At 35.2% G+C, this 22,827-nt stretch carries 19 protein-coding genes and 1 riboswitch; of the genes, 1 reads left to right on the forward strand and 18 read right to left on the reverse strand.

All coding sequences use genetic code 11. From position 1 onward, the window contains the following. Position 1: 1 nt before the first annotated feature. Both D7D81_RS00135 and yabQ read right to left on the reverse strand, forming a co-directional pair. Positions 2-295 (reverse strand): FtsB family cell division protein, encoded by a 294-nt coding sequence (locus D7D81_RS00135; RefSeq protein ID WP_125986166.1) that lies wholly within the window; start codon positions 293-295, stop codon positions 2-4. Positions 296-320: 25 nt separating this feature from the next. Continuing rightward, positions 321-605 (reverse strand): spore cortex biosynthesis protein YabQ, encoded by a 285-nt coding sequence (yabQ, locus tag D7D81_RS00140; protein ID WP_125986168.1) that lies wholly within the window; start codon positions 603-605, stop codon positions 321-323. A 193-nt stretch (positions 606-798) separates the two neighbouring features. On the opposite strand from yabQ, the gene yabP reads away from it, so the two are divergent. Continuing rightward, positions 799-1,086, forward strand: a complete 288-nt coding sequence (gene yabP / locus D7D81_RS00145) for a sporulation protein YabP (protein ID WP_125986170.1) — start codon at positions 799-801, stop codon at positions 1,084-1,086. Between the two features lie 73 nt (positions 1,087-1,159). On the opposite strand, the gene D7D81_RS00150 is transcribed toward yabP, so the two are convergent. The 16 genes from D7D81_RS00150 to D7D81_RS00225 all read right to left on the reverse strand — a co-directional run bounded on the left by D7D81_RS00150 (position 1,160) and on the right by D7D81_RS00225 (position 22,698). Further along, on the reverse strand, positions 1,160-2,275 hold the full coding sequence (locus D7D81_RS00150; RefSeq protein WP_125986172.1) for an ABC transporter ATP-binding protein: 1,116 nt from the start codon (positions 2,273-2,275) through the stop codon (positions 1,160-1,162). Positions 2,276-2,301: 26 nt separating this feature from the next. Continuing rightward, positions 2,302-3,312: a LacI family DNA-binding transcriptional regulator gene (locus tag D7D81_RS00155; protein WP_125986174.1), complete on the reverse strand. Its 1,011-nt coding sequence runs from the start codon at positions 3,310-3,312 to the stop codon at positions 2,302-2,304. 641 nt (positions 3,313-3,953) lie between these two features. Next, positions 3,954-4,883, reverse strand: coding sequence for an ABC transporter permease (locus D7D81_RS00160; RefSeq protein WP_125986176.1), 930 nt, complete (start codon positions 4,881-4,883; stop codon positions 3,954-3,956). Further along, the gene (locus tag D7D81_RS00165) at positions 4,883-6,397 is read right to left on the reverse strand and encodes a sugar ABC transporter ATP-binding protein (protein ID WP_125986178.1); all 1,515 of its coding nucleotides are present in this window, start codon (positions 6,395-6,397) and stop codon (positions 4,883-4,885) included. Before D7D81_RS00165 ends, D7D81_RS00160 begins: the two co-directional genes overlap by 1 nt. Continuing rightward, on the reverse strand, positions 6,394-7,326 hold the full coding sequence (locus tag D7D81_RS00170) for an ABC transporter permease (RefSeq protein WP_125986180.1): 933 nt from the start codon (positions 7,324-7,326) through the stop codon (positions 6,394-6,396). Before D7D81_RS00170 ends, D7D81_RS00165 begins: the two co-directional genes overlap by 4 nt. A gap of 86 nt (positions 7,327-7,412) precedes the next feature. Beyond that, positions 7,413-8,549 carry a sugar ABC transporter substrate-binding protein gene (locus tag D7D81_RS00175; protein ID WP_125986182.1) on the reverse strand — a complete coding sequence of 379 codons (1,137 nt, stop codon included), beginning with the start codon at positions 8,547-8,549 and terminating at the stop codon, positions 7,413-7,415. A gap of 100 nt (positions 8,550-8,649) precedes the next feature. Continuing rightward, on the reverse strand, positions 8,650-10,710 hold the full coding sequence (locus D7D81_RS00180) for a beta-glucosidase family protein (protein ID WP_125986184.1): 2,061 nt from the start codon (positions 10,708-10,710) through the stop codon (positions 8,650-8,652). Between the two features lie 202 nt (positions 10,711-10,912). Then, positions 10,913-13,384, reverse strand: coding sequence for a GH39 family glycosyl hydrolase (locus D7D81_RS00185; RefSeq protein WP_125986186.1), 2,472 nt, complete (start codon positions 13,382-13,384; stop codon positions 10,913-10,915). A 23-nt stretch (positions 13,385-13,407) separates the two neighbouring features. Continuing rightward, complete coding sequence (locus D7D81_RS00190; RefSeq protein ID WP_125986188.1) at positions 13,408-15,849, reverse strand: homocysteine S-methyltransferase family protein; 2,442 nt, start codon at positions 15,847-15,849, stop codon at positions 13,408-13,410. A 49-nt stretch (positions 15,850-15,898) separates the two neighbouring features. Next, the gene (locus D7D81_RS00195; protein WP_125986190.1) at positions 15,899-16,621 is read right to left on the reverse strand and encodes a UPF0280 family protein; all 723 of its coding nucleotides are present in this window, start codon (positions 16,619-16,621) and stop codon (positions 15,899-15,901) included. Between the two features lie 7 nt (positions 16,622-16,628). Further along, positions 16,629-17,042, reverse strand: a complete 414-nt coding sequence (locus D7D81_RS00200; RefSeq protein ID WP_125986192.1) for an NIL domain-containing protein — start codon at positions 17,040-17,042, stop codon at positions 16,629-16,631. Next, positions 17,035-18,219, reverse strand: coding sequence for a homocysteine biosynthesis protein (locus tag D7D81_RS00205; protein WP_125986194.1), 1,185 nt, complete (start codon positions 18,217-18,219; stop codon positions 17,035-17,037). The genes D7D81_RS00200 and D7D81_RS00205 overlap by 8 nt, the downstream gene beginning before the upstream one ends. 86 nt (positions 18,220-18,305) lie before the next feature. Continuing rightward, positions 18,306-18,409, reverse strand: a riboswitch (SAM riboswitch). Between the two features lie 51 nt (positions 18,410-18,460). Continuing rightward, positions 18,461-19,117 (reverse strand): beta-phosphoglucomutase, encoded by a 657-nt coding sequence (pgmB, locus tag D7D81_RS00210; RefSeq protein ID WP_125986196.1) that lies wholly within the window; start codon positions 19,115-19,117, stop codon positions 18,461-18,463. Positions 19,118-19,156: 39 nt separating this feature from the next. Then, positions 19,157-20,434: an ABC transporter ATP-binding protein gene (locus D7D81_RS00215; RefSeq protein ID WP_125986198.1), complete on the reverse strand. Its 1,278-nt coding sequence runs from the start codon at positions 20,432-20,434 to the stop codon at positions 19,157-19,159. A gap of 6 nt (positions 20,435-20,440) precedes the next feature. Further along, complete coding sequence (locus D7D81_RS00220) at positions 20,441-21,451, reverse strand: FecCD family ABC transporter permease (RefSeq protein WP_125986200.1); 1,011 nt, start codon at positions 21,449-21,451, stop codon at positions 20,441-20,443. A 50-nt stretch (positions 21,452-21,501) separates the two neighbouring features. Next, on the reverse strand, positions 21,502-22,698 hold the full coding sequence (locus D7D81_RS00225; RefSeq protein WP_125986202.1) for an aminotransferase-like domain-containing protein: 1,197 nt from the start codon (positions 22,696-22,698) through the stop codon (positions 21,502-21,504). Between the last annotated feature and the right edge of the window lie 129 nt (positions 22,699-22,827).

Here is a 22,827-nt window from a genome sequence, read left to right on the forward strand (position 1 = left end):
TCTATTCTTTTTCCTCCACTGGAATTATTAATAATTCCCCGGGTTTTACCAGTCCAAGTTCCTTGCGGGCAATCTCTTCAATATAGGACGGGTCATCTAGATAGGCCAGTTCTTCCTTTAATTCAAGATTTTTTTGGCTGGCCGTTTCTATCTTTTCTTCCATCTCCTTGATAGCAAATCCTATATCCTTTATTTCTTTATAATTTGTATAAAAACTATATCCTGTAAATATTAGTAATAAAACTAATATTAGTTTAAAACCCCTGGAAAAAACAAAACTTTTTAATGCCTTCATATAAAAACCCCCTGGTAAGCCTATACTACCTCTTCCTAATAACTTTTTTAAAACCCATGCAGCTTATGAAACCTAAAAACATTGACAGGATTACAAAAAAACGCAGTTCTCCCCAGTTAGCATAAATTAGTACCAGAAAACCAACTACTGCAGCTATGATAGAAAAAAAGAGATCTAAAATGTTCATATAAATAGATTTTAGATTAATCCTGTTTAATAAATACTGGTAAAGAATAAAACCAATCCCAATCAAAATACCCAACAGAAACATCATCACAAAAGTATATAATTGTTGTGATAAAAAAACCATTCTAAAAATCCCTCCTTAAAAAGACCACTTTTATTATATGCCTGAATGAGGGATTTTGTTAAAATTATTATTCAATGTATAACTTCTACAAGAGTATTAATATTCCTGCATTCAGAAATATTCTTTATCACTCATAATTATTAATTGAATATAATATTAATTAATAAGAAGCAGTGCGAAAGGGGGTAACAAAGTGAAAAATCAACAAAATACAGGAAAAGAAAATATTGCTGCACATAGTTTTTCTCTAAACAACCGCAAACAGCTTAATATGACAGGGGTTAAAGAGGTCGTTACCTTCAATGAAAACAAGGTCATTTTACAGACTACTCAGGGTAATCTATCAATAAAAGGAGAAGATTTAAATATACACAACTTAAATTTAGATGATGGCAGTGTTAAAATAGAGGGTTATGTTTCATCACTGGAATATACTGATAAGATAAATAGTAAAGGATTGCTTAATAAACTCTTTAAATAAATTTTAAATATTATTTTATAAAGCAAGAGCGGCCTCCCGGCCGCTCTTGTTTAGGTATTTATCTGGTGCTTTTCTAAATAATTATTTCCTCAGTTTCAGCATCAAATACATGCATTTTATCAGTATCTACAATCAACTTGACATTATCACCAACTGCTGCCTTACTCTGAGCTTCAACCCTGGCAATCATGGAATGTTCTGCTACTGTCATATAGAGATATATTTCTGAACCCATCGGTTCAACAACCTCTACAGAAGCCATAAAAGAATTATCATCATTAGCTTCTTCAGGATTAAGACTGGCATCCTTAAGGTCTTCAGGACGAATACCAAATACTACATCTTTACCATTATAGTCTTTGAGTTCTGGAGCCTTATCTAAAAATCCACCTGGTATCAGGACTTTAAAGGAACCAGCACCATCAAGATAGTATTTATCACCCTCTTTTACCACTTTAGCATCAAAGAAATTCATCGGTGGTGTTCCAATAAAACCAGCCACAAACATATTAGCCGGATGATTATAAATTGTAATGGGGTCATCTACCTGTTGAATAAAACCATCACGCATAACAACAATCCTATCGCCCATAGTCATGGCTTCTCTTTGGTCATGTGTAACATAAATAAAAGTTGTTTGTAATCTATTGTGAATCTTACTTAATTCAGTACGCATCTGATCCCTCAATTTGGCATCAAGGTTAGAGAGGGGCTCATCTAAAAGGAATACCTTTGGTTCACGAACAATAGCCCTTCCTACAGCCACACGCTGTCTCTGACCACCTGATAACTGTTTTGGTTTGCGGTCGAGCAGATTCTCTATCCCCAGAATTTCAGCAGCTTCATGTACACGCCTGTCTATCTCATCTTTGGGAAATTTACGTAATTTGAGTCCAAAAGCCATATTATTATAAACATCCATATGTGGATAAAGGGCATAATTTTGAAAAACCATGGCAATATCCCTATCTTTAGGTGGGATATCATTAACAACTGTATCCCCAATCTCAATAGTTCCACTACTTATGTCCTCTAAACCAGCAACCATCCTCAAGGTAGTTGTTTTTCCACAGCCTGAAGGACCCACTAATACCAGAAACTCCTTATCTTCAATCTCCAAATTTGCCTTATTAACCGCTGTTACCTCATCATATTTTTTGGTAACATTTGTCAAAGTTACACCAGCCATAATAAAATTCCTCCTTAAAATTATTTTTATTTTACAGGCGGATTAGATGATTTCCGCACTTTTAAAACCGGCTCCAGCACCTTTATAGATTCTTCTAAATCATTATTATCAAGTAAATCTATTAAATATTGAGCAGCCAGTCTTCCTAATTCTTCTAAGGGTTCTGCTACCACTGTAAGTGGCGGATTAATAATTGAGGTTATAATACTTTCCCCATAACCAACCACTGCAAAATCATCTGGTATAAAATAAGCCCCCATTTTGACTGCCTCAATCAGACCTACTGCAAGCAAATCACTTGTCACAAAAAAACCCTGCGGCAATTCACTTAATTTTGTGATCTTAAAAAAACTATCATAACCATCTTTCCTCTTACCAGTTGTTTCAATAATATATTCTCTTTTTACCTTAATACCCTTTTCCTGATGTGCCTGGAAATAACCATTTAATTTCTCGGCTTCAAGATAATCTTCAGAAGAACCCATTATAATAGCAACCCTTTTGAGACCCTGATCCAGTAAATGTTTAGTTGCCAGATATCCCCCCATAGCATTATCCACCAGAACAGTTGGAATCAAAAATTCTTCAGCTAGACAATTAACTAGTACTATAGCATCTTCCTTATTAAGGGCTGTTCTCAAAATATTTTTATCTGCCAATTCCCCACCCAGAATAATAGCCCCATCAACACGGTGCTTACTCACCAGGTCAAGATAAGCCTTTTCTCTTTCAAGGTCATTATTGGTATTACAGAGAATCACCTGATAATTATTTTCATTGGCTATATCCTCAACCTTCTTAATGATTTCAGTATACCCGGGTGTGGTTAAATCTGATAATATAAGGGCCAAGATATGTGTTTCCTTTTTGGCCAGCCCCTGTGCCAGTTGATTTGGTTTAAAATTGTATTCCTTGACAATATTAAGTATCTTTTCTTTAGTTTTTTCACTAACACCTGGTTTATTATTTATTGCCCTTGATACAGTTGATTCAGCCACACCAGCCATCCTGGCAATATCTTTTAATGTCAAGGGCATTAAAAAATCTCCTCCTTAATCAAATATCAGCTTACAGATATAACTCATTAAATGTATTATATCTTAAGCTTAAATATTTCGCAAGCGCTTGCAATATCATCCGCAAGCGCTTGCGGATGACCAAAATACTATATATTCCTTTTGCTCTATTTTCCTCTCTTTTCCTCAAGCTTAGGAATCTTTTTATTTGAGAACAAAATGGCTTCGCCACCCATACTTAATCAATAATCATTAGTGTTTTCTTAGAACCACTTTTTACTCAAAGTTAACTACTTATCATAAACCAGACCAATATATTTACTGGGCGACTCTAGAAATTGTCTGGAGGCATGGACGCCGAAAGACAATTTCTCGACAGTAAACGAAGGCAGAACGCCGTAGTGCAACCTCAAACTGTTCTTGTGCACTCTGCTTAAATACGGAGTACCTGTGGTGCACGACAAGGGAAGTAAATATATTGGTCGGTCTTCAAAGTTATCCACAATTCTGAAAATCACACAATTTATGGTAGTATATAATAAAATTGACATTCAACGGAAATTGGCATTCTAAATATAGAAAAGCATAGGTAACACCAAGGAAGTGATACCTATGCCTAAGACAAAAATGTCTTCTGTCTTATAATTTTCAATAACTTAATACTATATGGTTTTTTCTCTCATCTGACTATTTGTATGATACATCGTTATGAAAACTACCATAATTAATACTATTCCTTTAATTCCTTCTGCCAGCACTCCACTAACACTAGCTAGAGTTAAGCCATTTTCTAAAATACCTACTATTAAAGACCCAATAAATAATTTGTAAATTTTTGAAGATGTGCCACCTGTAACTGGAATACCTCCTGCAAATAATGCTAACAATACCTGTAGTTCAAAAAAATTACCCATCCCAGGGTCAACCCCACCAATTCGGCTTAAAGTAAAAACCCCTGCTACTCCAGCCATAATTCCAGAGATAATAAAGGCTAATATTTTCATTTTGCCTACTGGAACACCACTATATTGGGCTTTTACTTCATTAGCACCTATTATTTTTGAATAATAACCCATTTTAGTATATTCAAAAAAGTAAGCTATAATAATAATTAATCCTATAAATGTTGGGAATAATATATTGAAATTACTAAAAGCAAAAAGTTCAAATGGTATATATATTACTGTACCCTGACATAGGACAGCAACCAGAGCCCTAATTGCAATTAGTAAACCAAGTGTACAGGTAAGTGATGAAACTTTAAATTTGCTGACCACAACACCATTAATTAAACCAACTAATCCCCCAACTAACAAAACAGTCGGTATAATTGCCAGTAGACCATAATTATTAACCACTATACCTGTTAAAGTCGCTACTAACGCCAAAGTAGAACCCTGAGAAATATCAACACTTCCCTGTGCTACTACAAATATCATTCCTAATCCGCCTATCATAATTAATACCGTTTGATTAAAAATAGCTAACAAATTATTTGTTTTCCAAAACTTCCCACCAATAATTAAACTAAATAAAATTAGTAGTATTAATAAGCCTATAAACGGTACAATTTGTTCAAACTTTTTTTTCATTATATCATCACCTCAACAATTGAGTTTTCACTAAACCCTTCATTTCTATTAAAAACTCTTTTCACCTTACCTTCTTTCATAACAATAATTCTATCAGATATACCTATTAATTCCGGTAATTCATCAGATATTAATATCATCGCAATTCCCTGTTCTTTAGCTGCCACAATTCTGTTATATATATATGCTTTTACTCCTACATCTACACCTCGGGTAGGACAATCTAAAATCATGATCTTATTGTCCTTTACCATCCAGCTGCCAATACTAACCTTTTGTTTATTACCTCCACTAAGTTCACCTACATTTTGTTCAATATTATTAGCTTTTATTTGGAAATTATCTAATATATTTTGTGCAAATTTTTTCTTCTTGACAGGACTTATAAATCCAACAACACCTTTTAATATATCTATCGAAGGTAAACAGATATTTTCTTTGATGCTTGCTGCTAACATTAAACCTTCATCATCACGATCTTTAGGCACATAGGAAATATCATTATTTATTGCACTAAATATATCAGTAATATTATCCTGAGAGTATGGAAGGTATATCATTCCATCGTCTGCTTGAATTAATCCAAATAAAGCCTTTCCTAAAATGTGTGTTCCACTCCCATTCAAACCAGCTAATCCCAAAATCTCACCCTGATAAAGAGAAAAATTGACATCTTTAAATTTATTATTATAAGACAAGTTTTTTACTTCCATAACTACTTTTTGCTCTTTATTTTTATTCTTTTCTATTGAATCAGATCTATGATACATATTTTTAATATCTCTTCCCACCATCAACCTTTTTAAACTATCTTCATTTAGAGAACTACTCTCCACAGTATCTACTACTTCACCATCTTTCATAATAGTAATCTTATCAGCAAGGTCGATATTTTCCTGTAAGTCATGAGATATAAAAATAACAATTTTCTTATCTTTTTTTAACTTCTGAACCAATTCATAAAAAAATTCACGTTTATCCTGGGATAAGGCAGCAGTAATTTCATCAAAAATTATAATATCTGGGTCACCTAATAAGGCTCTAGTAAGTTCGACCAGTTTCTTTTCTTCCACTGATAAATCACGTGCAGTAATATTAACTGGAATATTATCTATCTTCCATTTTTTTAATTCTTTTTCAGCAGATCTATACAATTCCTTTCTATTTATAATTCCTTTATAACTAAACTTCTCTGTTTTACCCAGAAAAATATTTTCTGCTACAGTTAAGTTCTGAACAAGTCCTAGCTCCTGTACAACAATACTGACCCCTTTACTATTGGCATCAACAGGACTTTCAGGATGGTATTCTCTACCATTCTTATTCATTTGACCTTCATCACTATTTAATATACCTGCTATAATAGATGAGATGGTTGACTTCCCGGAACCATTTTCTCCTACCAATCCTCTTATTTCACCTTTATCAAAAGAAAGACTAATATTCTTGTTTGCGTGGGTTGGTCCAAAGCTTTTACTTATATTTTTTATTTGAAAGTAATTACTTTTGCTCATTTGACAACACCCCTCACATTTTTCTGAGAAATTCCAGCAATCACAACCACACTAAGACCTAAGATAACTTCCTGCCAGGTACCGGAGGGTACTCCTAATAAAGTTAATGTGTTAAATAACGCCGATATAGAGATTGCTCCAATGGTCGCACCAATAACTATATTTAATGTATTTTCCATTGCCTGTGCCATTAAAAAAGCAGCTAAAGGTTGAAAAATTAAGGCAATACTAGACAAGCCTGTTAAAGGCATTACCCGTCCTGCATAACTCTCATTTATTGCACCAGCTAACCCTATAAATATTCCACCAATTAGAACTGCATAGACTTTAGCCTTTTCTACGTTAACACCCATTTTACTTGAAACCTCTTCATTACCACCTACTGCCTTAATATTTAATCCTATAGAAGTATAATTATAAAGAATATATGCCAAAACAAATCCTAAAAACCAAAAAATAATATTGTAAGGTATTAAACCAAGTGCACGGACTTTATCTCCTAGATGAACAATTTCTTGTCCGTTTTTCACACACAAAAACGAATAATAAGCAGCAGCAGACTCATAAATCATGGCCATCGCCAGACCAGTAACCCATGAAGGTATTTTAAGTTTAGAAAAAACCTTGCAATTTATATATTCCAATAATAATCCAGTTATTAGTCCTCCACTTACTAAGCCCAGATAACCAAATTTTAGCCCCAAAAAACCAGCAACAGTAGAAGCTACAACCATTACTGCACCTAAAGATAAGTCCATGATATCTGCTTTAAAAATAAAACATAAAGCCCATACAATAAATGTGGGAATAATTGCATGACTTATAACAACACGAACATTTGATAAAATAAGGAATTTACCAGAAGTTATTATATGGAAGAATAACATAACTAATATATAAATTATAAATAATCGTATTTTTCTAGACATATATTTTTTTCATCCTCTCTTTTTTTAGCATTGCAACTAAGTTTTTATCAGGGATACCTAAATAGGTATCCCTGATATATACAAATCTAAATTCCATATGACTCCAGTTCTTCTTTGCTTATTTTACCTTCTTCATACCTTTTTATTAATCTACTCTCAATACTGTAATTTTTCATTACTTCTCTAAAATCATCCAAAGAAACATCTTTATTCCATTTATAGCTCATATTTTTCATCTCTTCTGCCGTAAATGGTTGATTGTCTAACCACCACTCCTGATAAGCATTAGCTTGAGTATTAGGCAATACCAGAATAGGCACTTCAATAACAGGGGCTTGATCATCTTTATTTAATAAAGGTTTGTCTAATAAATAATTATGAAGTAATGCTACAGCAAAACCGGAGTTTATCCAGTGGGCACCATTAGCAGCTGCTACTTCTTTATTATTAAGCGCTTCTAATACTGGTGGATCCAAATCAGTTATATAAAGTCTAGCATCTATATTAGCATGTTTTTTTAATATCTGTAAAGCCCCTATACCCCAATCACCACCACTAACATATACAGTATCAATATCTTGATTAGCTACAACTAAGTTCTCAGTAATTCCCATTGCATCAAATCTTGTAACACAACCCCAACCAACACCTAACACTTTTCCACCATTTGTCTCAAAAGCATCGGTAAAACCTTTCACCCTGGCTTCATGGGTTGTATCCCCTCTTTTACCAGTTACAATAATAGCTTTTTTCAGATTAGATTCAACAGCAAACTCACCAATCGGAAAACCAGCGTTGTAATCTCTTTCACCTACTGCTCCTACAAAATATGGGTTTTGTCTTAAATACTTAAGGGTTTTTTCAGTAGGTAGATGGTCATAAAGAACAAATGGAACCTGGGCTGCTCTACATTTATTAGATACCACAGGAAATAGGGTATCACTAATTCCAAAGAATACTATTCCATCTACTCCTGAGGCAATTAAGTTTTCAACATTGGAAATAGTTTTCTCCAATTTGGCCTCATCATTAACAGCTATTGATTTCATTCCTAAATTATCTGCTGTATAGACTGCAAATCTTTCCAGAACATCTAGACAATAAAGCCCCTGCAGATAATTATTAATCCCTATTTTAAAGTCCTCAGCTAATACTCCACCTGATATTGATATTATCAAAACACTAACAATCAATAACATAAATACTTTTCTCATTTTTTTCATTACTTAATACCTCCTATTGGGTTTTTATTATTAAGGATTACTCCTTAATCTCTAACCTAATAAACCATGTCTAATCATTGAATATTGAAAACCTGCCTTTTTATATATTTATTTTTGCAACTAACAAATCCTTAGTATCTGAAGAAGGGCCTACATATATTTCATATTCTATATCTTCAATTTCCCATTTTTCAGTTTTGTCATTGTAATAAGCAAGTTCATCAATTTTAATATCACAACTAACAGTCTTTGTCTCTTGGGGTGCCAGAACAATTTTCTTAAATCCTTTTAATAGTTTTAAAGGTCTATCTACTTTAGAGTTACTAAAGCCAACATAGTATTGAACTACCTCTTCACCTTCGATATCTCCTTGGTTTTTCACATCAATATTTACTGTAATAACCTCATTTTTAAGCTCTGTCTGTAGGTTGTCATAACTATAACTTGTATAACTAATACCATATCCAAATGGAAATGCTGGCTTATATTTTTCTTTATCAAATAAGGTATAGCCATGATAATAACCATAATTAATCTCTTCTGCATCTTTATCAAAGAATGGTAATTCTTCCTCAGAAGACGGAATCGTAAAGGGCAGCTTCCCACTGGGATTTACCTCTCCAAATATTATTCTCGCTAAAGCATTACCACCTTCCATACCAGAGTACCAGGCTATTAAAATGGCTGCTGCTCTTTCTTTCCATTCTTCCATCATAATTACACTACCACCTGTCAAGACTACAATGCTGTTTTCATTTTCATTTATAGCTGTATCCAGTATCTCATATTCTTCTTCAGCAATAGTAAGACTATCTCTATCCCCACCATTATTGGCATCACCAAAATCTTCGAGGTATTCTCCTTCATCCCCAGTTCTATTACCTGTTATAACAATTACAAGGTCTGCAGCTGAAGCTACTCTGGCCACCTCTTTTAAATCAGAGCCGTCCTGATAATTAATTTTAATATCTCTACCTACCAGATTTTTTATCCCCTCTAATGGTGTAACAGTATATTCATTTCTAACATTACTACTCCCTCTATCTCCAGTATTAGGTGTATTTGCCAGGCTACCAATTACAGCTACTTTTTTTACTTCATCAGTATTAATTGGCAAAATATTATTTTGATTCTTTAAGAGCACCATACTTTTTTCTGCTGACTCACGTGCTAACTCTCTATGTTCTTTACAGGCCACCATAGATAGAGCATAATTTTGTTTATCTTCAGCAGTAATGAATTTTAATTTTTGACGTAGTATTCTTAAAACTGCCTTATCTATAATTTCTTCTTCAATCTTGTTCGCTTCTACTAGTTCTTTTAATTTATCACCATAGTGCATTGTAAATGGCATCTCGATATCAACACCTGCTTTAGCAGCTTTTTCCCCATCATACATACCAAATACAAAGTCAGTTATTACAAAACCATCAAAATTCCAGTCTTCTTTGAGTACTTTACTCAATAAATATTCATTATGGCCACAGTACTTACCCCTGACCTTGTTATAAGCACTCATTACAGAAGCTGCACCTTCATTTATACAGCGTTTGAAATGAGGTAAATATACTTCCCTTAAGGTTCGCTCATCAAGATTAACATCCACTTTAAAACGAGCATTCTCCATACTATTGGCAGCAAAGTGTTTTATACAGGCCATAACATTGTGCGATTGAATTCCTCTTACCTGAGCTGAACCAAACTCACCTAAAAGAAAAGGGTCTTCGCCAAAAGTTTCCTGAGCTCTTCCCCAGGCTGGATGTCTTAACAAGTTTATACATACACCTCCATAGTAGTTAGCCCCCTGTGCCCTGGCCTCTATTCCCATTACATCAGCTATGCGCTCTTCTAAATCAATATCCCAACTGGCAGCTCTTGCCATAGATACTGGAAAACAAGTTGAATTTCCCATAACAATTCCCCGTGGACCATCTGTAAATGCAATTGGGGGAATACCCAATTCTTCATCTCGCCCGGCATAATAGGGTTCTAAATTATATCCATTTTCCATCATATTATCCACTGCTTCTTTTGTGTAAAAACTATCACCAGACATCTGATTGACCTTTTGTTCAAGAGTCATTTCTGCAAGTATTTTTCTAGCCAATTTATTAATTTCATCTTCACTTCTCTTTTGTCTCTGCCATATTTCAACTGTCATATTACCTCTCCCCCTTTTTCTTTATCTTATAATTTATTATAAAATAAAAAAAATTACGAATCTCTCCGTTTTTTCACTACTTTTTTTTACGTGTTTAGACAATTTTTTTAAAAATTTTTTGAATAAAGAAAAAACCGAAAAATCACTAAAAATTATTGGTGATTTTTCAGTTTTTTCTTTAAGCCAAATACATATTTAGCTATTATATTTCATATATCTTATTCAACACTATCAATTCTATTCCATGAACCGGTATTTCTGTTTTTACGGTATATTCTTTTTCACAATCAACTCTTTCTATCTTCATCTTGGGATATGATTTTATTTTTAAATATTTAATTTCCTCATCATTTAATTCATAGGGGCAACCAAGTTCAACCCACTCATCAAAAGCAGAACCATCCTCCCTATTCAAATAATAATGTCTAAGCTTATATTTTCCCTTTAAACCTTTGATATTAAGATTTAACTTCATATCGTCCTTTCTCTCAAATACTTTATATCTATTTTTTTTTGAGATCTGATTAATTTTACTATTCCCCTTCATATAAATATTATTAAGATAGGAATAATTATAGACAAGTATCTGAATATCGGAACTTTTTTTGGTAACTATATAATAATCACCTTGCTCAACTACTGTGCTACCTAATTTTGAAAGGAGCCAAAAAGCATAATATGATGGTTTTTTAATCCCCTCTGTATTTACCAGACCACTTCCACCAAAAAAAGGTCCTTCATCTATCGGCCACTCATATAAAACATCAGATAAAGAAAGAAAACCCATTCCTTCAACCTTTTGGCCTGCTTTAAGAGCAGTATCAACAACATAAGTGGCCATAAATGCTGTATCATGGACATATTCTTTAACATCCCAGCTCATATTCCACCTGACTATCATAAATTCAGCATGTGGATAAAAATCTTTTAACAAATCTTTTGTTTCTTCAGCTGTATCTACTGTATGCATTTTATCAGAATAGCCAAACCAGACACTTAAAAGGGTATTATCATCAAAAAAATCAGCCTTATTAAAATCTAAATCCTTTTCATTTAAAATCCGATTATGATAGATATTAGCATTGTAAAAATCTATTGGGACATTGTTCTCCTGACAGAATTGCAAAAAATTTCTTGATTTTCTATATCCATAATAATAATTTTCAGAAGCAGGGCCGATTTTGATAGATTTAGATATCTTTTTTATTTCTTCAGCAGTTTGCTTATAAAAAAGAAAATACTCTTCATCTGTCCCATCCCAGTGGAGATTGTAGAAAGAAAACTCACCCCATATCTGAAAATACCATTTTTCAATACTGTCCATTCCATACCTATTGATACAGTGAATAAAAAAAGAATAAACAAGATCAAGCCACTGTTTTATTTTTTTAGGAGGAGAGGCATTAGCCCTATAATGAAAGACCTTTTTATTTGTTTTAGCCAGTACATCAGGCATAAAACTAAGACAGACAAAGGGTTTAAGTTTTAATTCAAACATAAAATCAAAAACCTTATCTACGAACTTCCAATTGTAATAAATATCTCCATTCTCGTCTAGTTTACATACCTCCATCTCATCATTAAATATACCCTCAAATCTTAAATATTCAAATCCAATATCTTTCTGCATTTCTATAATCTGGGCCTGAACATTCGAATCTAAAATTGTATATACTGAACCAATGTTTATTATTTTCTGCCATGATTTTTTCAGTATACCGCTAGTATTATCGATATTAACAGTAATTTCTTTCTCTAAAACCTCTTCCTTGTTATCCTGAATAAGCTGACCTTGATCTAAATATGTCTTGACTTTTCTGTGTACATAAAGACCCCCATCATCCTGATCATTATTTGTCTGTCTATATAAATTTCTATATTCACCAGGAGTACAGTTATAATAACGATGAAATGCCCTATAAAAACTTTTTAGGCTGGAAAATCCGTTATTATAGGCAATGTCGCTAATATTTTCATTTTTATATAGTATCGACTTCATTACATTATACAATCTAACTATATCTACGTAGTCCTTAAAATTTATGCCAACAAAATCTTTAAATTTTTCAGATAAATACGATGTGTTATAATGTTTTTCTTCAGCAATATTTTTTAAGGTTATTTTATTCATATAATTGGCTTTAATGTGCTCAATCATCTCGTTAATAATAATATACTTGCTATTTTCAAATTTACTAAGCTGGGATTCGCCCTGATCAATAGTAAAATTATCTTCTATATATTTTAACATCTTTATAAGGTTATTATTTATATTATCCAGCATTTCTATTGTCTTTTTATTGTAAATATCTATCATTCTACTAAATAAAAATCGAATCAGTTCATATCTCTGCTGTTTTTCATTAGAAGAATTTAATAAAAAATGTTTATTATTAAAGTCAGCTATATATTCCTGACAGAAACTCTTTTCTATTTCCATGACCAAAAACTTATGATCATCACCTGTATTTAATCTATGATTACTAAAACTATTAACTAATAATAAATCATCATTGTAAAGCATAATCTTTTTATTTTCAATCTGTACAAATAATTCCCCATCAAGGACCCAGATTAATTCTAGTCCATCATGGAGATGAAAATTATTTCTGGGAGAATTAACAAATATCTTAATAGGCAGACCATAATCGTAATTAATATACTGAAAATTCATTATAATCTCTCCTCTTTAGGTTCTTAATTCCTCTTATCACTATCTCCTCTCCCCAAATAACTATTTATCTTTCGCACTCCATCAAGGGCATCTTCGGCATAAAAATCAGCACCAATTTCATCTGCATATTCCTGGCTTGTCACTGCACCACCAATAATTACAGCACCTTTAAAGTCTTTCTTTTTCAGCAGTGAGACAACATGCCTCATTTCCTCCATAGTAGTAGTCATTAAGGCACTGAGCCCTACCAGATCAACATCATATTCAAATGCCTTCTCTACAATTAGTTCTGTAGCAACATTGGCCCCTAGATCAATGACCTCCAGGCCGTGGTTAGCAAAAATAGTCTTTACTATATTCTTACCGATATCATGCATATCACCTTTAACTGTTGCCAGTAAAACCAGGGCCTTTTTCCCTGCCTCTGTATCACTCCCCAGTAGCCCTTTCAGGTAATCAAAAGCAGCCTGAACTGTCTCGGCACTTCTTAATAACTGGGGCAAAAAATACGTACCCTGATCATATAGCACACCAACCTCTTCAATTCCAGGGATTAGTGCTTCATCTATTACCTGCTGGGGCTTAGTCCCTTCCTCAACCGCCTGCTCGGTATAAGCAACAATATCATCTTTATTACCCTCTATAATTATACCATGAATTTGCTTTAAAATACCTGTTTTCTTATCTTTTGACTTTTTTTTACAATCTTTATCCTCGTTTCCTTTATTGACACTATACCAACTAATAAATTCTTGACCATCTTCATCACGACTGGTAAGCAAATTGGCAGCCCTGATAATATGATATATTCTCTCATTAAAGGGATTAATAATCGGCAAATCAAGTCCTGCCCCTAGGGCCATTGTTAAAAAGGTTTCATTAATTAACTCCCGGCCGGGCAATCCGTGTGAAACATTACTGATACCCAGGGTTGTCTTTACCCCAAATAGCTCTTTCACCTCAGCCAGGGCTTTAACAGCTATAAGGACCTCTTTTTGTTTAGCACCTGCTGTCAAAGCTAAAGTATCAATTACTATATTACTCCTTTTAATACCATACTCCTCTGCTGCCTCAATAATCCTTTTAGCTATAGCAATTCTACCATCAACCGTTGCTGGTATACCATTTTCATCAAGGGTTAAACCAATAAGAGCAGCACCATATTTTTTAGCCAGAGGCATAATAGCTTCAATAGATTTTAGATCACCATTTACTGAATTTATCAGAGCCTTACCAGTATACTCCTGTAGAGCCTTTTCCAGTACATCAGGGCTATTTGAATCCAGCACCAAGGGAACATCAACCTCAAGCTGTAATTCCTGAACAAGCCTGCCCATTACCTCTTTTTTATCAATCCCAGAAATACCAATATTAACATCAAGTAGGTTAGCACCGGCAATCACCTGTTTTTTGGCCAGATCTTTTAAATACTTCCAATCCCTGTTCCGCAGGGCAGTTTTAAGGTCATCTCTACCAGTAGGATTTAGCTTTTCCCCAATAAGCTGTACTGCTTGCTGATCTGATACTTCAATATGTTTATGATTACTGCTAAGAAATAAACTTGGTTTTTCACCATTTTTATTTTCCACAATAGTCTTTTTAGCCGCCTCTTTAATCGCCGGTATATATGCAGGTGTAGTACCACAACAACCACCTATTAATCTAACATTATATGTCAGCAATTCATTAATCCTTAGACTATAGTCTTCAGCACTTTGGGGATAAAAAGTCTGATTATCTTTCATTACTGGTAATCCTGCATTAGCAAAAACACTAAGGGGTAGTTCAGTAACTGCTGACATCTTTTTTACTATCGGTATAGCCTCATCAAGGCCAGCTACACAGTTCACCCCAACCATATCTACACCAAGACCATCAAGGACAATTGCTACCAGTTCAGGTGTACTCCCGGTAAGGGTAAGTCCCCGCTCTGTATAGGTCATCTGGGCCACAAGTGGAATCTGGTATTCCCGGGCCGCAACCACCGCTGCCCTCATTTCCTTCAAGTCACTCATTGTTTCTATACATATCAGATCAACACCGGCTTCAACTAAATACCCTATTTGTTCTGAAAATACCCCTCTAGCTGTAGAAAAACTAAGTTCTCCATGAGGCTCCATCAGTTTCCCAGTCGGACCAACAGAACCAGCTACCAGAATATCATCCCCTATACCCCTGGCTATCTTGACCGCTTTCTTATTTATCTCTTCGATCCTATCTTCTAAACCTTCCAGGGCTAATTTTAAACGGTTTGCCCCAAAGGTATTGGTCTCAATCAATTCAGCTCCGGCAGTAGCATATTCCTGATGAATCCTGGCTATTTCAGCTGGGTTTTCCAACATAAATAATTCCGGTGGATTAATCTGTTGGCATTTAGAATTCTGGATCATAGTCCCCATAGCCCCATCACCAACAATAATCTCCTCTTGTATTAAATCTATAAACTTATTCTCTACCAACTGCATTAGATATCACCCCTGACTAAAATATTTAAATAAATTTCATACTATAGTTTTATCGCTTTATTAATTCAATATCCCCCCATACACCTAACTGGTCATCCATCATAATAACAGCAGCTATAATACCTTCAATTCCCTTTAACCAATTAATTGTCTCTGCTATATCATCCCTGTTTTTTACGCGATTACAAGCAGCTGTGGCAGCTGTATCAGCCAGTATAGTTGAAGAGCTTACTACTGTAACAGCATCTGCTTTACCCTTACTAAAAGAAGGCCCTAATCTCCCGGATGAAGTACAGATACCTAGAGGCTTTTGCCTGGGAAACACCTTAATAGCCAGTTTATCACTGAAGGGGGAGCCTTTACCAGCATAAAGTCCTATCCTAGAATCCTCATTGAGGGATAAAAAAATGTCTCCACCATTTTCAACTATGACCTCATCTGTATAATCTAATAAATAACAACCAATCCTTTCAGCAAACAAACCAGCAATACCAGCCATCGGCCCTACCCCTACCCTGGCAGACATTTTAGCCATAACTTTTACTTCATCAGGGGCATTACCATATATGTCAAGAGGAACAAAACTACTGAGAAAAGCAGGATGACTATTAATATAATAATCAAGCCTTTTTCTTAGCCTTCTTACTTCTTCATATGTTTCTTCTACCAGTTTTTTGGGGGCATATATCAAGAGATCAGTCTCCTGATAAGATACTGTAAATTTTTTATATCTATTACTAGTCCATTCCCTATAAAAACGCGGCTCATACATTAAAAACTCACCCAAGCTCCAGGGAAAGGGCCTTCATTGAACAGGCAGATAAGCACATTTCACATAATAAACACTTATCCTGATCAACTATTAATTCCCAGCTTTCTTGATCCATAAGCAGAGCACCACTCCTGCATACCCCTGTACAGGCTCCGCAATTAATACACCTATCCTGATTATAACTGATACTCTTTTCCAAAAAATCAACCATTACACCCTCTGACTGCAAGTATTTAATACTCTTTTTAATAGATTCCTCGTTTTTGCCTCTTATATCAAGCACCATATGGCCTTCTTCATCAGGCAAAACCCTGGCCTGAAAAACATTAATAATTACATCATATTTTTTAATTAAATTATAGGTTACTGGCTTACCGACAATTTCAGGGCCAAAAACCAACTTTAATCTTTTTTTACACATTAGGAACAGCCCCTTCCTTCAATATCTTAAACTGACTGTTTGTTGATAAATTCTCCACGGGTTTTTCTAATAAAAATTCTCCATTATTTATCCATTTCTTTAATTCAAGGGCAATCTTTCTGGCCTTATTATAGCTGGATAATGGCGCAGTCGGTACTTCCCGGCCATTTTCCAGAACAATCGTACCTGACCTCAATTGTTCATAATTAACCTGACCTAAGGTAGGGTTATCCCTTACACCACCACTATAATCAACAATAGTAACATCAATGTCCCTATCCCTAACGGCTGTATACCTGACCATTTCTTTATTTAAAATAGGAATTGGCACACCTATTCCCACATACATACTTACACCATATTTTTCAATAGAGGCAGCCCGGACATATTCAGTACTCATCTCTTTTAAATCCCCAATCACTGCCATAGTACCAGCACCACCTACCGGGAGCCCTTTTTGATTTCTTTCCCTAACAGGATTATGCTGGGTACCCTCCCAGGCAATATATCCCTGGGCACCACCCAGAAATATCCGGCTCCCAATACCAATAGTTTTATAATAGGGGTCATTTAAAAGAGGGCTTAATTGTCCAGCACTACTATAACTTGCATTCCCAAATCTGGCCATCAAAGGCCCCATATAGGTATAAATCATTTTATCAGAGGAATTTACTGCTACCCAGTAATTTTGGTAGCAATTCCGGGGATTAAACAAATAGGCCTGATTCAAATCTTTCAGGGTAATATAGGTATCAAGTTCTTTACGGGGATAAGAATCAGTACCCTTTGAAGTGGCCCTTAAATGTACTTTTCGACCAGCAAGTAGGTCTTCAATAACATGTGCCCCTCCATATTCCACCCCTTTTATTTCAGATTCTTCAGTTGCACCTAAGTAAACATCAACAGCTGCCAGACCAGCATAAGCCATAACATCATTTAACCAGACCCTCCCCATTCTTATAGGGGGATCACAATGTCCAAAATTTAAAAAGGCACCAGAAGAACACATTGCCCCAAAAGTAGCTGTAGTAACTACGTCAACCTCTGCAAGGGCCTTATCCTCACCATTTTCATCTACAAAATCAATCATCTCTTCAGCTGTAAGAACCAGGGCTTCACCTTTTTTTATTCTTTGATTAATCTCAGCATAACTCTTTTCTGTTTTTTTCCCGCTCATTTCCCTCACTCCTTAATTATTTCGATACTTTAAACTCCCTTTATAAATAAAATCCTCTTCCCTGGAGGAAGAGGTTATTTACATAGCTCTCATCTTCCAGGAAATAATTTATCCTGCAGGATTTAGCACCGTGCTTGTGCCGGTTGCCGGGCTTCATCGGGCCAGTCCCTCAGCCATCTCTTGATAAGAAATGAATATTAAATTATCAATAGTATAGCATAATACTTTTCTTAAGTCAATATCACTGTACAATATCAGCCAGTTTAATATCTTTTATTTTATCATACCTGAAATCAGCCTGTCCAACCCGCTCTTCAGGCCCAATACCAACAGTATGCATCCCTGCCGCCAGAGCTGCTTCAATCCCAGACTCTGCATCTTCAATCACAATACATTCCTCAGGTTCCACCTCTAACTCCTCAGCAGCATAGAGAAACAGGTCAGGGGCTGGTTTATTATTTTTCACACTATAGCCGTCAGCAATAAGCTGAAATTTCTTCCCAATCTCCAGATTTTCAATAACTGTTCTAGCATTTCTACTTGCTGAAGCAACAGCCAGCTTATACCCCTCTTCTTGCAGCTGATTTAATAGTTCCTCTACACCTGGTATAAGATCTTCCATTGTAATATTATTAATTAATTCCTGATAATATTCATTCTTTTTAACCATCAACTCTTCCATTTTATCTTCAGGTAGTGTCTTCCCTTTTAGCAAAATTTCCAGTGACTGCCTCCTGGTTACACCCCTTAATTGTTCATTATCCTCTCTGGTAAAAGATATCCCTTCTTCCTGAGCAAGCTTTTTCCAGCTTTGATAATGATATTCCGCTGTATCTGTTAAAACACCGTCTAGATCAAAAATAACCGCCTTTATTTCTTCCTTATTCCTTTTATTCATATTAATAATACACCCCCATAGTTATATCCTTATAAACAATTATATTTTTATTAAGTCTTCGATTAATTCTAAAATATCCGCCGTTTTATTCTTCAAATAACACCCTGGACGCTGCTTAAGTTCCTGCCATAATAAAGTAGCTTCTCCCCCTGTAAAATCACGCTCCTGAAACTTCCTTCCCCCCTTAAGAATTATAGTTTTGTCACTTAAAGCAAGAAGGAGTTTTAGATTATCTAGATTACCATGGCCGAAAGGTGTTTCAGCAAGCAAGATTATATCTGCCTCAGTCATTAACTGTCGGTTATATTCCAAACTCTGCTTACTTATCGGGTTAAAAGGTGGACTCTCAGCTATCTTAAGGTTTAACCTCCTGGCTGTTTCCCAATCACTATCACCAATATTTAAAACTCCACAACTTAATTGAAAACCCTTATTATGAAGCAGGGAAAACATTTTGCGTCCTGAACCACCCCCACATATCAAATGAATTTTGGGAGTATTTTCTGTAATTGTGCTTCTCTTTCCCCACTGCTTTTTTTTACTACCCCCAGGAACCATAATCAGGTATGGTTTGCCAGTAAAAGGATTCTCCTCAATAATCACATCACTCTGATAGACCTCAGCAATGGTTTCACTCCTTAATACTTCTGTAGGAATACCTGTCTTATAGACCTGCCCATCCTTTAACAAAATCAGTCTATCACAATATTGACCACTGAGATTAAGGTCATGTGAAACAAGGATAATCGTAATACCCCTGTACCTATTTAATTTAGCCAGCAAGTCAAATATCTCCCCCTGATAATTAATATCCAGACTGGCAGTTGGTTCATCCAGCAGCAAGATATCAGGTTCCTGAGCCAGGGCCCGGGCAATAATCACCCTCTGCCGCTCTCCCCCACTAAGTTTATTAATATTCTCCTGAGAAAAGCCCTGGGTATCTGTCATCTCCATTACTTCACTTACAATTTCCCTATCTTGCTCACTCACCATGCCCCAGCGATTCTGATAGGGTCTTCGCCCCATCATAATCAGGTCATAAACTTTAAAATTATAATCAACATTTGTATCTTGAGGTACCACAGCCATTATACGGGCTAAGTCCTCATTAGATACTTTATTTAATAAATAATTATCTAGATAAATAACACCCTTATCAGCTGGTAAATACCCGCTTAATGTCTTAAGAAAGGTTGATTTTCCAGAACCGTTGGGCCCAATTATACCAATGAAATCACCTCTAGTAAGATATAGATTTATCTCCTTTAATACTCTTTTATCCCCATAACTAAAATGAAGTCCTTCTATTTTTATCATTTTCTATCACCAGTACTCCCCTTTAGTCTTTCGTAATAGGTAAATAAAATACGGTCCCCCTGCTAAAGCAGTAATAATTCCTACCGGTATTTCCATAGGTGCCAGGAGAGTACGGGCCAGGTTATCACTGACAAGCAAAAACAACCCCCCTAACAGGGCTGCTGCCGGTATCATTTTTCTATGATCTGGACCTATTAATATCCTGACAATATGAGGTACAATCAGACCGATAAAACCAATAATGCCACTTACAGATACTACTGCTGCTGTCATAAGGGCCGCAGCAATGATCAAGTGTAGTTTAACTCTTTCAATATCCAGACCCAGGTTATAGGCATTCTCTTCCCCTAGTAGTAAGGTGTTTAGGTCATTTATATGGAAAATTATTATAAGCAAAGCTGTAAAATAGTAGGGAAGAATCGTTATAATCTCCTGCCAGCTAGCAGTAGCCAGACTCCCCATCAACCAGTAAACCACCTTGTGTAAACTGTTTGTCCCTAAAACCATTAAAAAGGACATGACAGCATTAAGTAGAAACCCCATTGCTATCCCAGCTAAAAGAAAAGTTATAACCGGAAGGCCCCTTTTACTGTAAGATAAGCTGTAAACAATATATACGGTTATTACCGCACCTATAAAAGCCATTAAAGGGATAGTGCTTATCCCCAGAAACTCCCAGTCAATATTTAGAATAATAGTAAGGGTTACTGCTGTACCAGCCCCAGATGAAATTCCTACAACATAAGGGTCAACCATTGGGTTGCGGATAACTCCCTGAAATACAGCACCAGCCAGAGCAAGCCCTGAACCTACCAGCAAACTCAATATAACCCTGGGTAAACGAATATTTTTAACAATTAAGCCATAAGTACTCCCACTTTCAGCTGAAAACAATACCCTGATAAGCTGTTTGAAAGGGATATATATACTACCAATTGACAGGGATAAACTAATTATTATAAGCCCTATCAATAAAAACCCTATAAAAAAAAGCATCGTCTTAGTTTTATTATTCATTAATAACCACCATATACTTTATTCAAGAAATAAATTAAAATTCCTGTTTTTTAATAATCAATAATTATCCCTGCTAATAACGCTATACCCTTTTCTATTTCAGCAGGGGTAGTATCAGAGAATGACAACCTGATATAGTGATTACCATCCTGATAAACCGGGAAAAAAGAATTCCCAGTAACAAAGGCCAATTTATTTTTGATTGCTATCTGAAATAAATCCCTGCTCTTTATATTTTCCGGCAACTTAACCCAGAAGAAAAAACCACCTTCAGGCTGATACCATGAAGTGTTTTCAGGAAAAAATTTCTGCAGAGACTCTTCCATCTTTAGTAACCTCTCTTTATAAAAAGGTTTAACCCTTTTTAGCTGTTCATCTACTAAGCCACTATTACCAGCAAGGGCCAGCAGTTCCTGACCATATGTGTTTGAAGCCAGGTCAGTATTTTGTTTAGCCTTTGTCAATAAATCTATCATCCCTTCCTCAATACAGACCCAACCGACCCGCATACCCGGTATAAAAAATTTAGAAAAAGACCCCAGCATAATAACCCGGTTATCTTGATCAAATTCCTTAATAAAAGGCAGTCTTTCATTAAAGTAATTAAGTTCACTATAAGGGGTATCTTCAATAATATAAAAATCATATCTTTCAGCCAACTCTAGAATCTTTTTTCTCCTCTCCAGTGACAATCTACTTCCAGAGGGATTAGAATAATCAGGAACCAGATAGATAAACTTAATCTGCTCCCCTTTAGCATATATTCTATCCAATTTTTCTTCAAGGATATTTACACATAAACCATCTTTATCAAGATCAATCCCTATAAGATTAGCCTGATAACTCTTAATTGCCCCAATACCACCTACATATCCTGGTTTCTCTACAATTATATTGTCCCCTGTATTAATAAATATTTTACTGATAAGATCAAGGGCCTGTTGTGAACCAGTAGTAATCAGCAGTTCCTTTTTACTGGTATTAATACCCCTCTCTCCCAGAAAACCAACAATATATTCCTTGAGATTATCAGAGCCGTCAGTACTACAATACTGAAAAACCTCTGCCCCCAGCTCATTTAAAAGCCTATCATTCAGATCTTTCAGTCCGTTATAAGGAAAAACCTCACTAGCAGGGATCCCCCCGGCAAAAGAAAGCACATCCCCCTGACCAACCAGTTTCATAAACTCCGCAAGTTCACCATTAGACATCTCCTCAACCCTATCAGCAAACAAATTATCTAACATCAACAATTCCCCTTTCTTTCGTTTTTAAATAAAACAAAACACCCCTACTTAAAATGCAGGGGTGTATAATTTACACGGTACCACCATGCTTTGTTATCTATCACAATAACCTCAGCAAGTGCTGTTCAT

Origin of the sequence: Halocella sp. SP3-1 (assembly GCF_003953885.1) — a bacterium.
GTDB lineage: Bacteria > Bacillota > Halanaerobiia > Halanaerobiales > DTU029 > Iocasia > Iocasia fonsfrigidae.

Excerpts from the sequence above, each read along its gene's own strand:
- D7D81_RS00135 (WP_125986166.1), bottom strand. The coding sequence starts at position 295 with ATGAAGGCATTAAAAAGTTTTGTTTTTTCCAGGGGTTTTAAACTAATA.
- yabQ (WP_125986168.1), bottom strand. The coding sequence starts at position 605 with ATGGTTTTTTTATCACAACAATTATATACTTTTGTGATGATGTTTCTG.
- D7D81_RS00150 (WP_125986172.1), bottom strand. The coding sequence starts at position 2,275 with ATGGCTGGTGTAACTTTGACAAATGTTACCAAAAAATATGATGAGGTA.
- D7D81_RS00155 (WP_125986174.1), bottom strand. The coding sequence starts at position 3,312 with ATGCCCTTGACATTAAAAGATATTGCCAGGATGGCTGGTGTGGCTGAA.
- D7D81_RS00160 (WP_125986176.1), bottom strand. The coding sequence starts at position 4,883 with ATGAAAAAAAAGTTTGAACAAATTGTACCGTTTATAGGCTTATTAATA.
- D7D81_RS00165 (WP_125986178.1), bottom strand. The coding sequence starts at position 6,397 with ATGAGCAAAAGTAATTACTTTCAAATAAAAAATATAAGTAAAAGCTTT.
- D7D81_RS00170 (WP_125986180.1), bottom strand. The coding sequence starts at position 7,326 with ATGTCTAGAAAAATACGATTATTTATAATTTATATATTAGTTATGTTA.
- D7D81_RS00175 (WP_125986182.1), bottom strand. The coding sequence starts at position 8,549 with ATGAAAAAAATGAGAAAAGTATTTATGTTATTGATTGTTAGTGTTTTG.
- D7D81_RS00180 (WP_125986184.1), bottom strand. The coding sequence starts at position 10,710 with ATGACAGTTGAAATATGGCAGAGACAAAAGAGAAGTGAAGATGAAATT.
- D7D81_RS00185 (WP_125986186.1), bottom strand. The coding sequence starts at position 13,384 with ATGAATTTTCAGTATATTAATTACGATTATGGTCTGCCTATTAAGATA.
- D7D81_RS00190 (WP_125986188.1), bottom strand. The coding sequence starts at position 15,849 with ATGCAGTTGGTAGAGAATAAGTTTATAGATTTAATACAAGAGGAGATT.
- D7D81_RS00195 (WP_125986190.1), bottom strand. The coding sequence starts at position 16,621 with ATGTATGAGCCGCGTTTTTATAGGGAATGGACTAGTAATAGATATAAA.
- D7D81_RS00200 (WP_125986192.1), bottom strand. The coding sequence starts at position 17,042 with ATGTGTAAAAAAAGATTAAAGTTGGTTTTTGGCCCTGAAATTGTCGGT.
- D7D81_RS00205 (WP_125986194.1), bottom strand. The coding sequence starts at position 18,219 with ATGAGCGGGAAAAAAACAGAAAAGAGTTATGCTGAGATTAATCAAAGA.
- pgmB (WP_125986196.1), bottom strand. The coding sequence starts at position 19,117 with ATGAATAAAAGGAATAAGGAAGAAATAAAGGCGGTTATTTTTGATCTA.
- D7D81_RS00215 (WP_125986198.1), bottom strand. The coding sequence starts at position 20,434 with ATGATAAAAATAGAAGGACTTCATTTTAGTTATGGGGATAAAAGAGTA.
- D7D81_RS00220 (WP_125986200.1), bottom strand. The coding sequence starts at position 21,451 with ATGAATAATAAAACTAAGACGATGCTTTTTTTTATAGGGTTTTTATTG.
- D7D81_RS00225 (WP_125986202.1), bottom strand. The coding sequence starts at position 22,698 with ATGTTAGATAATTTGTTTGCTGATAGGGTTGAGGAGATGTCTAATGGT.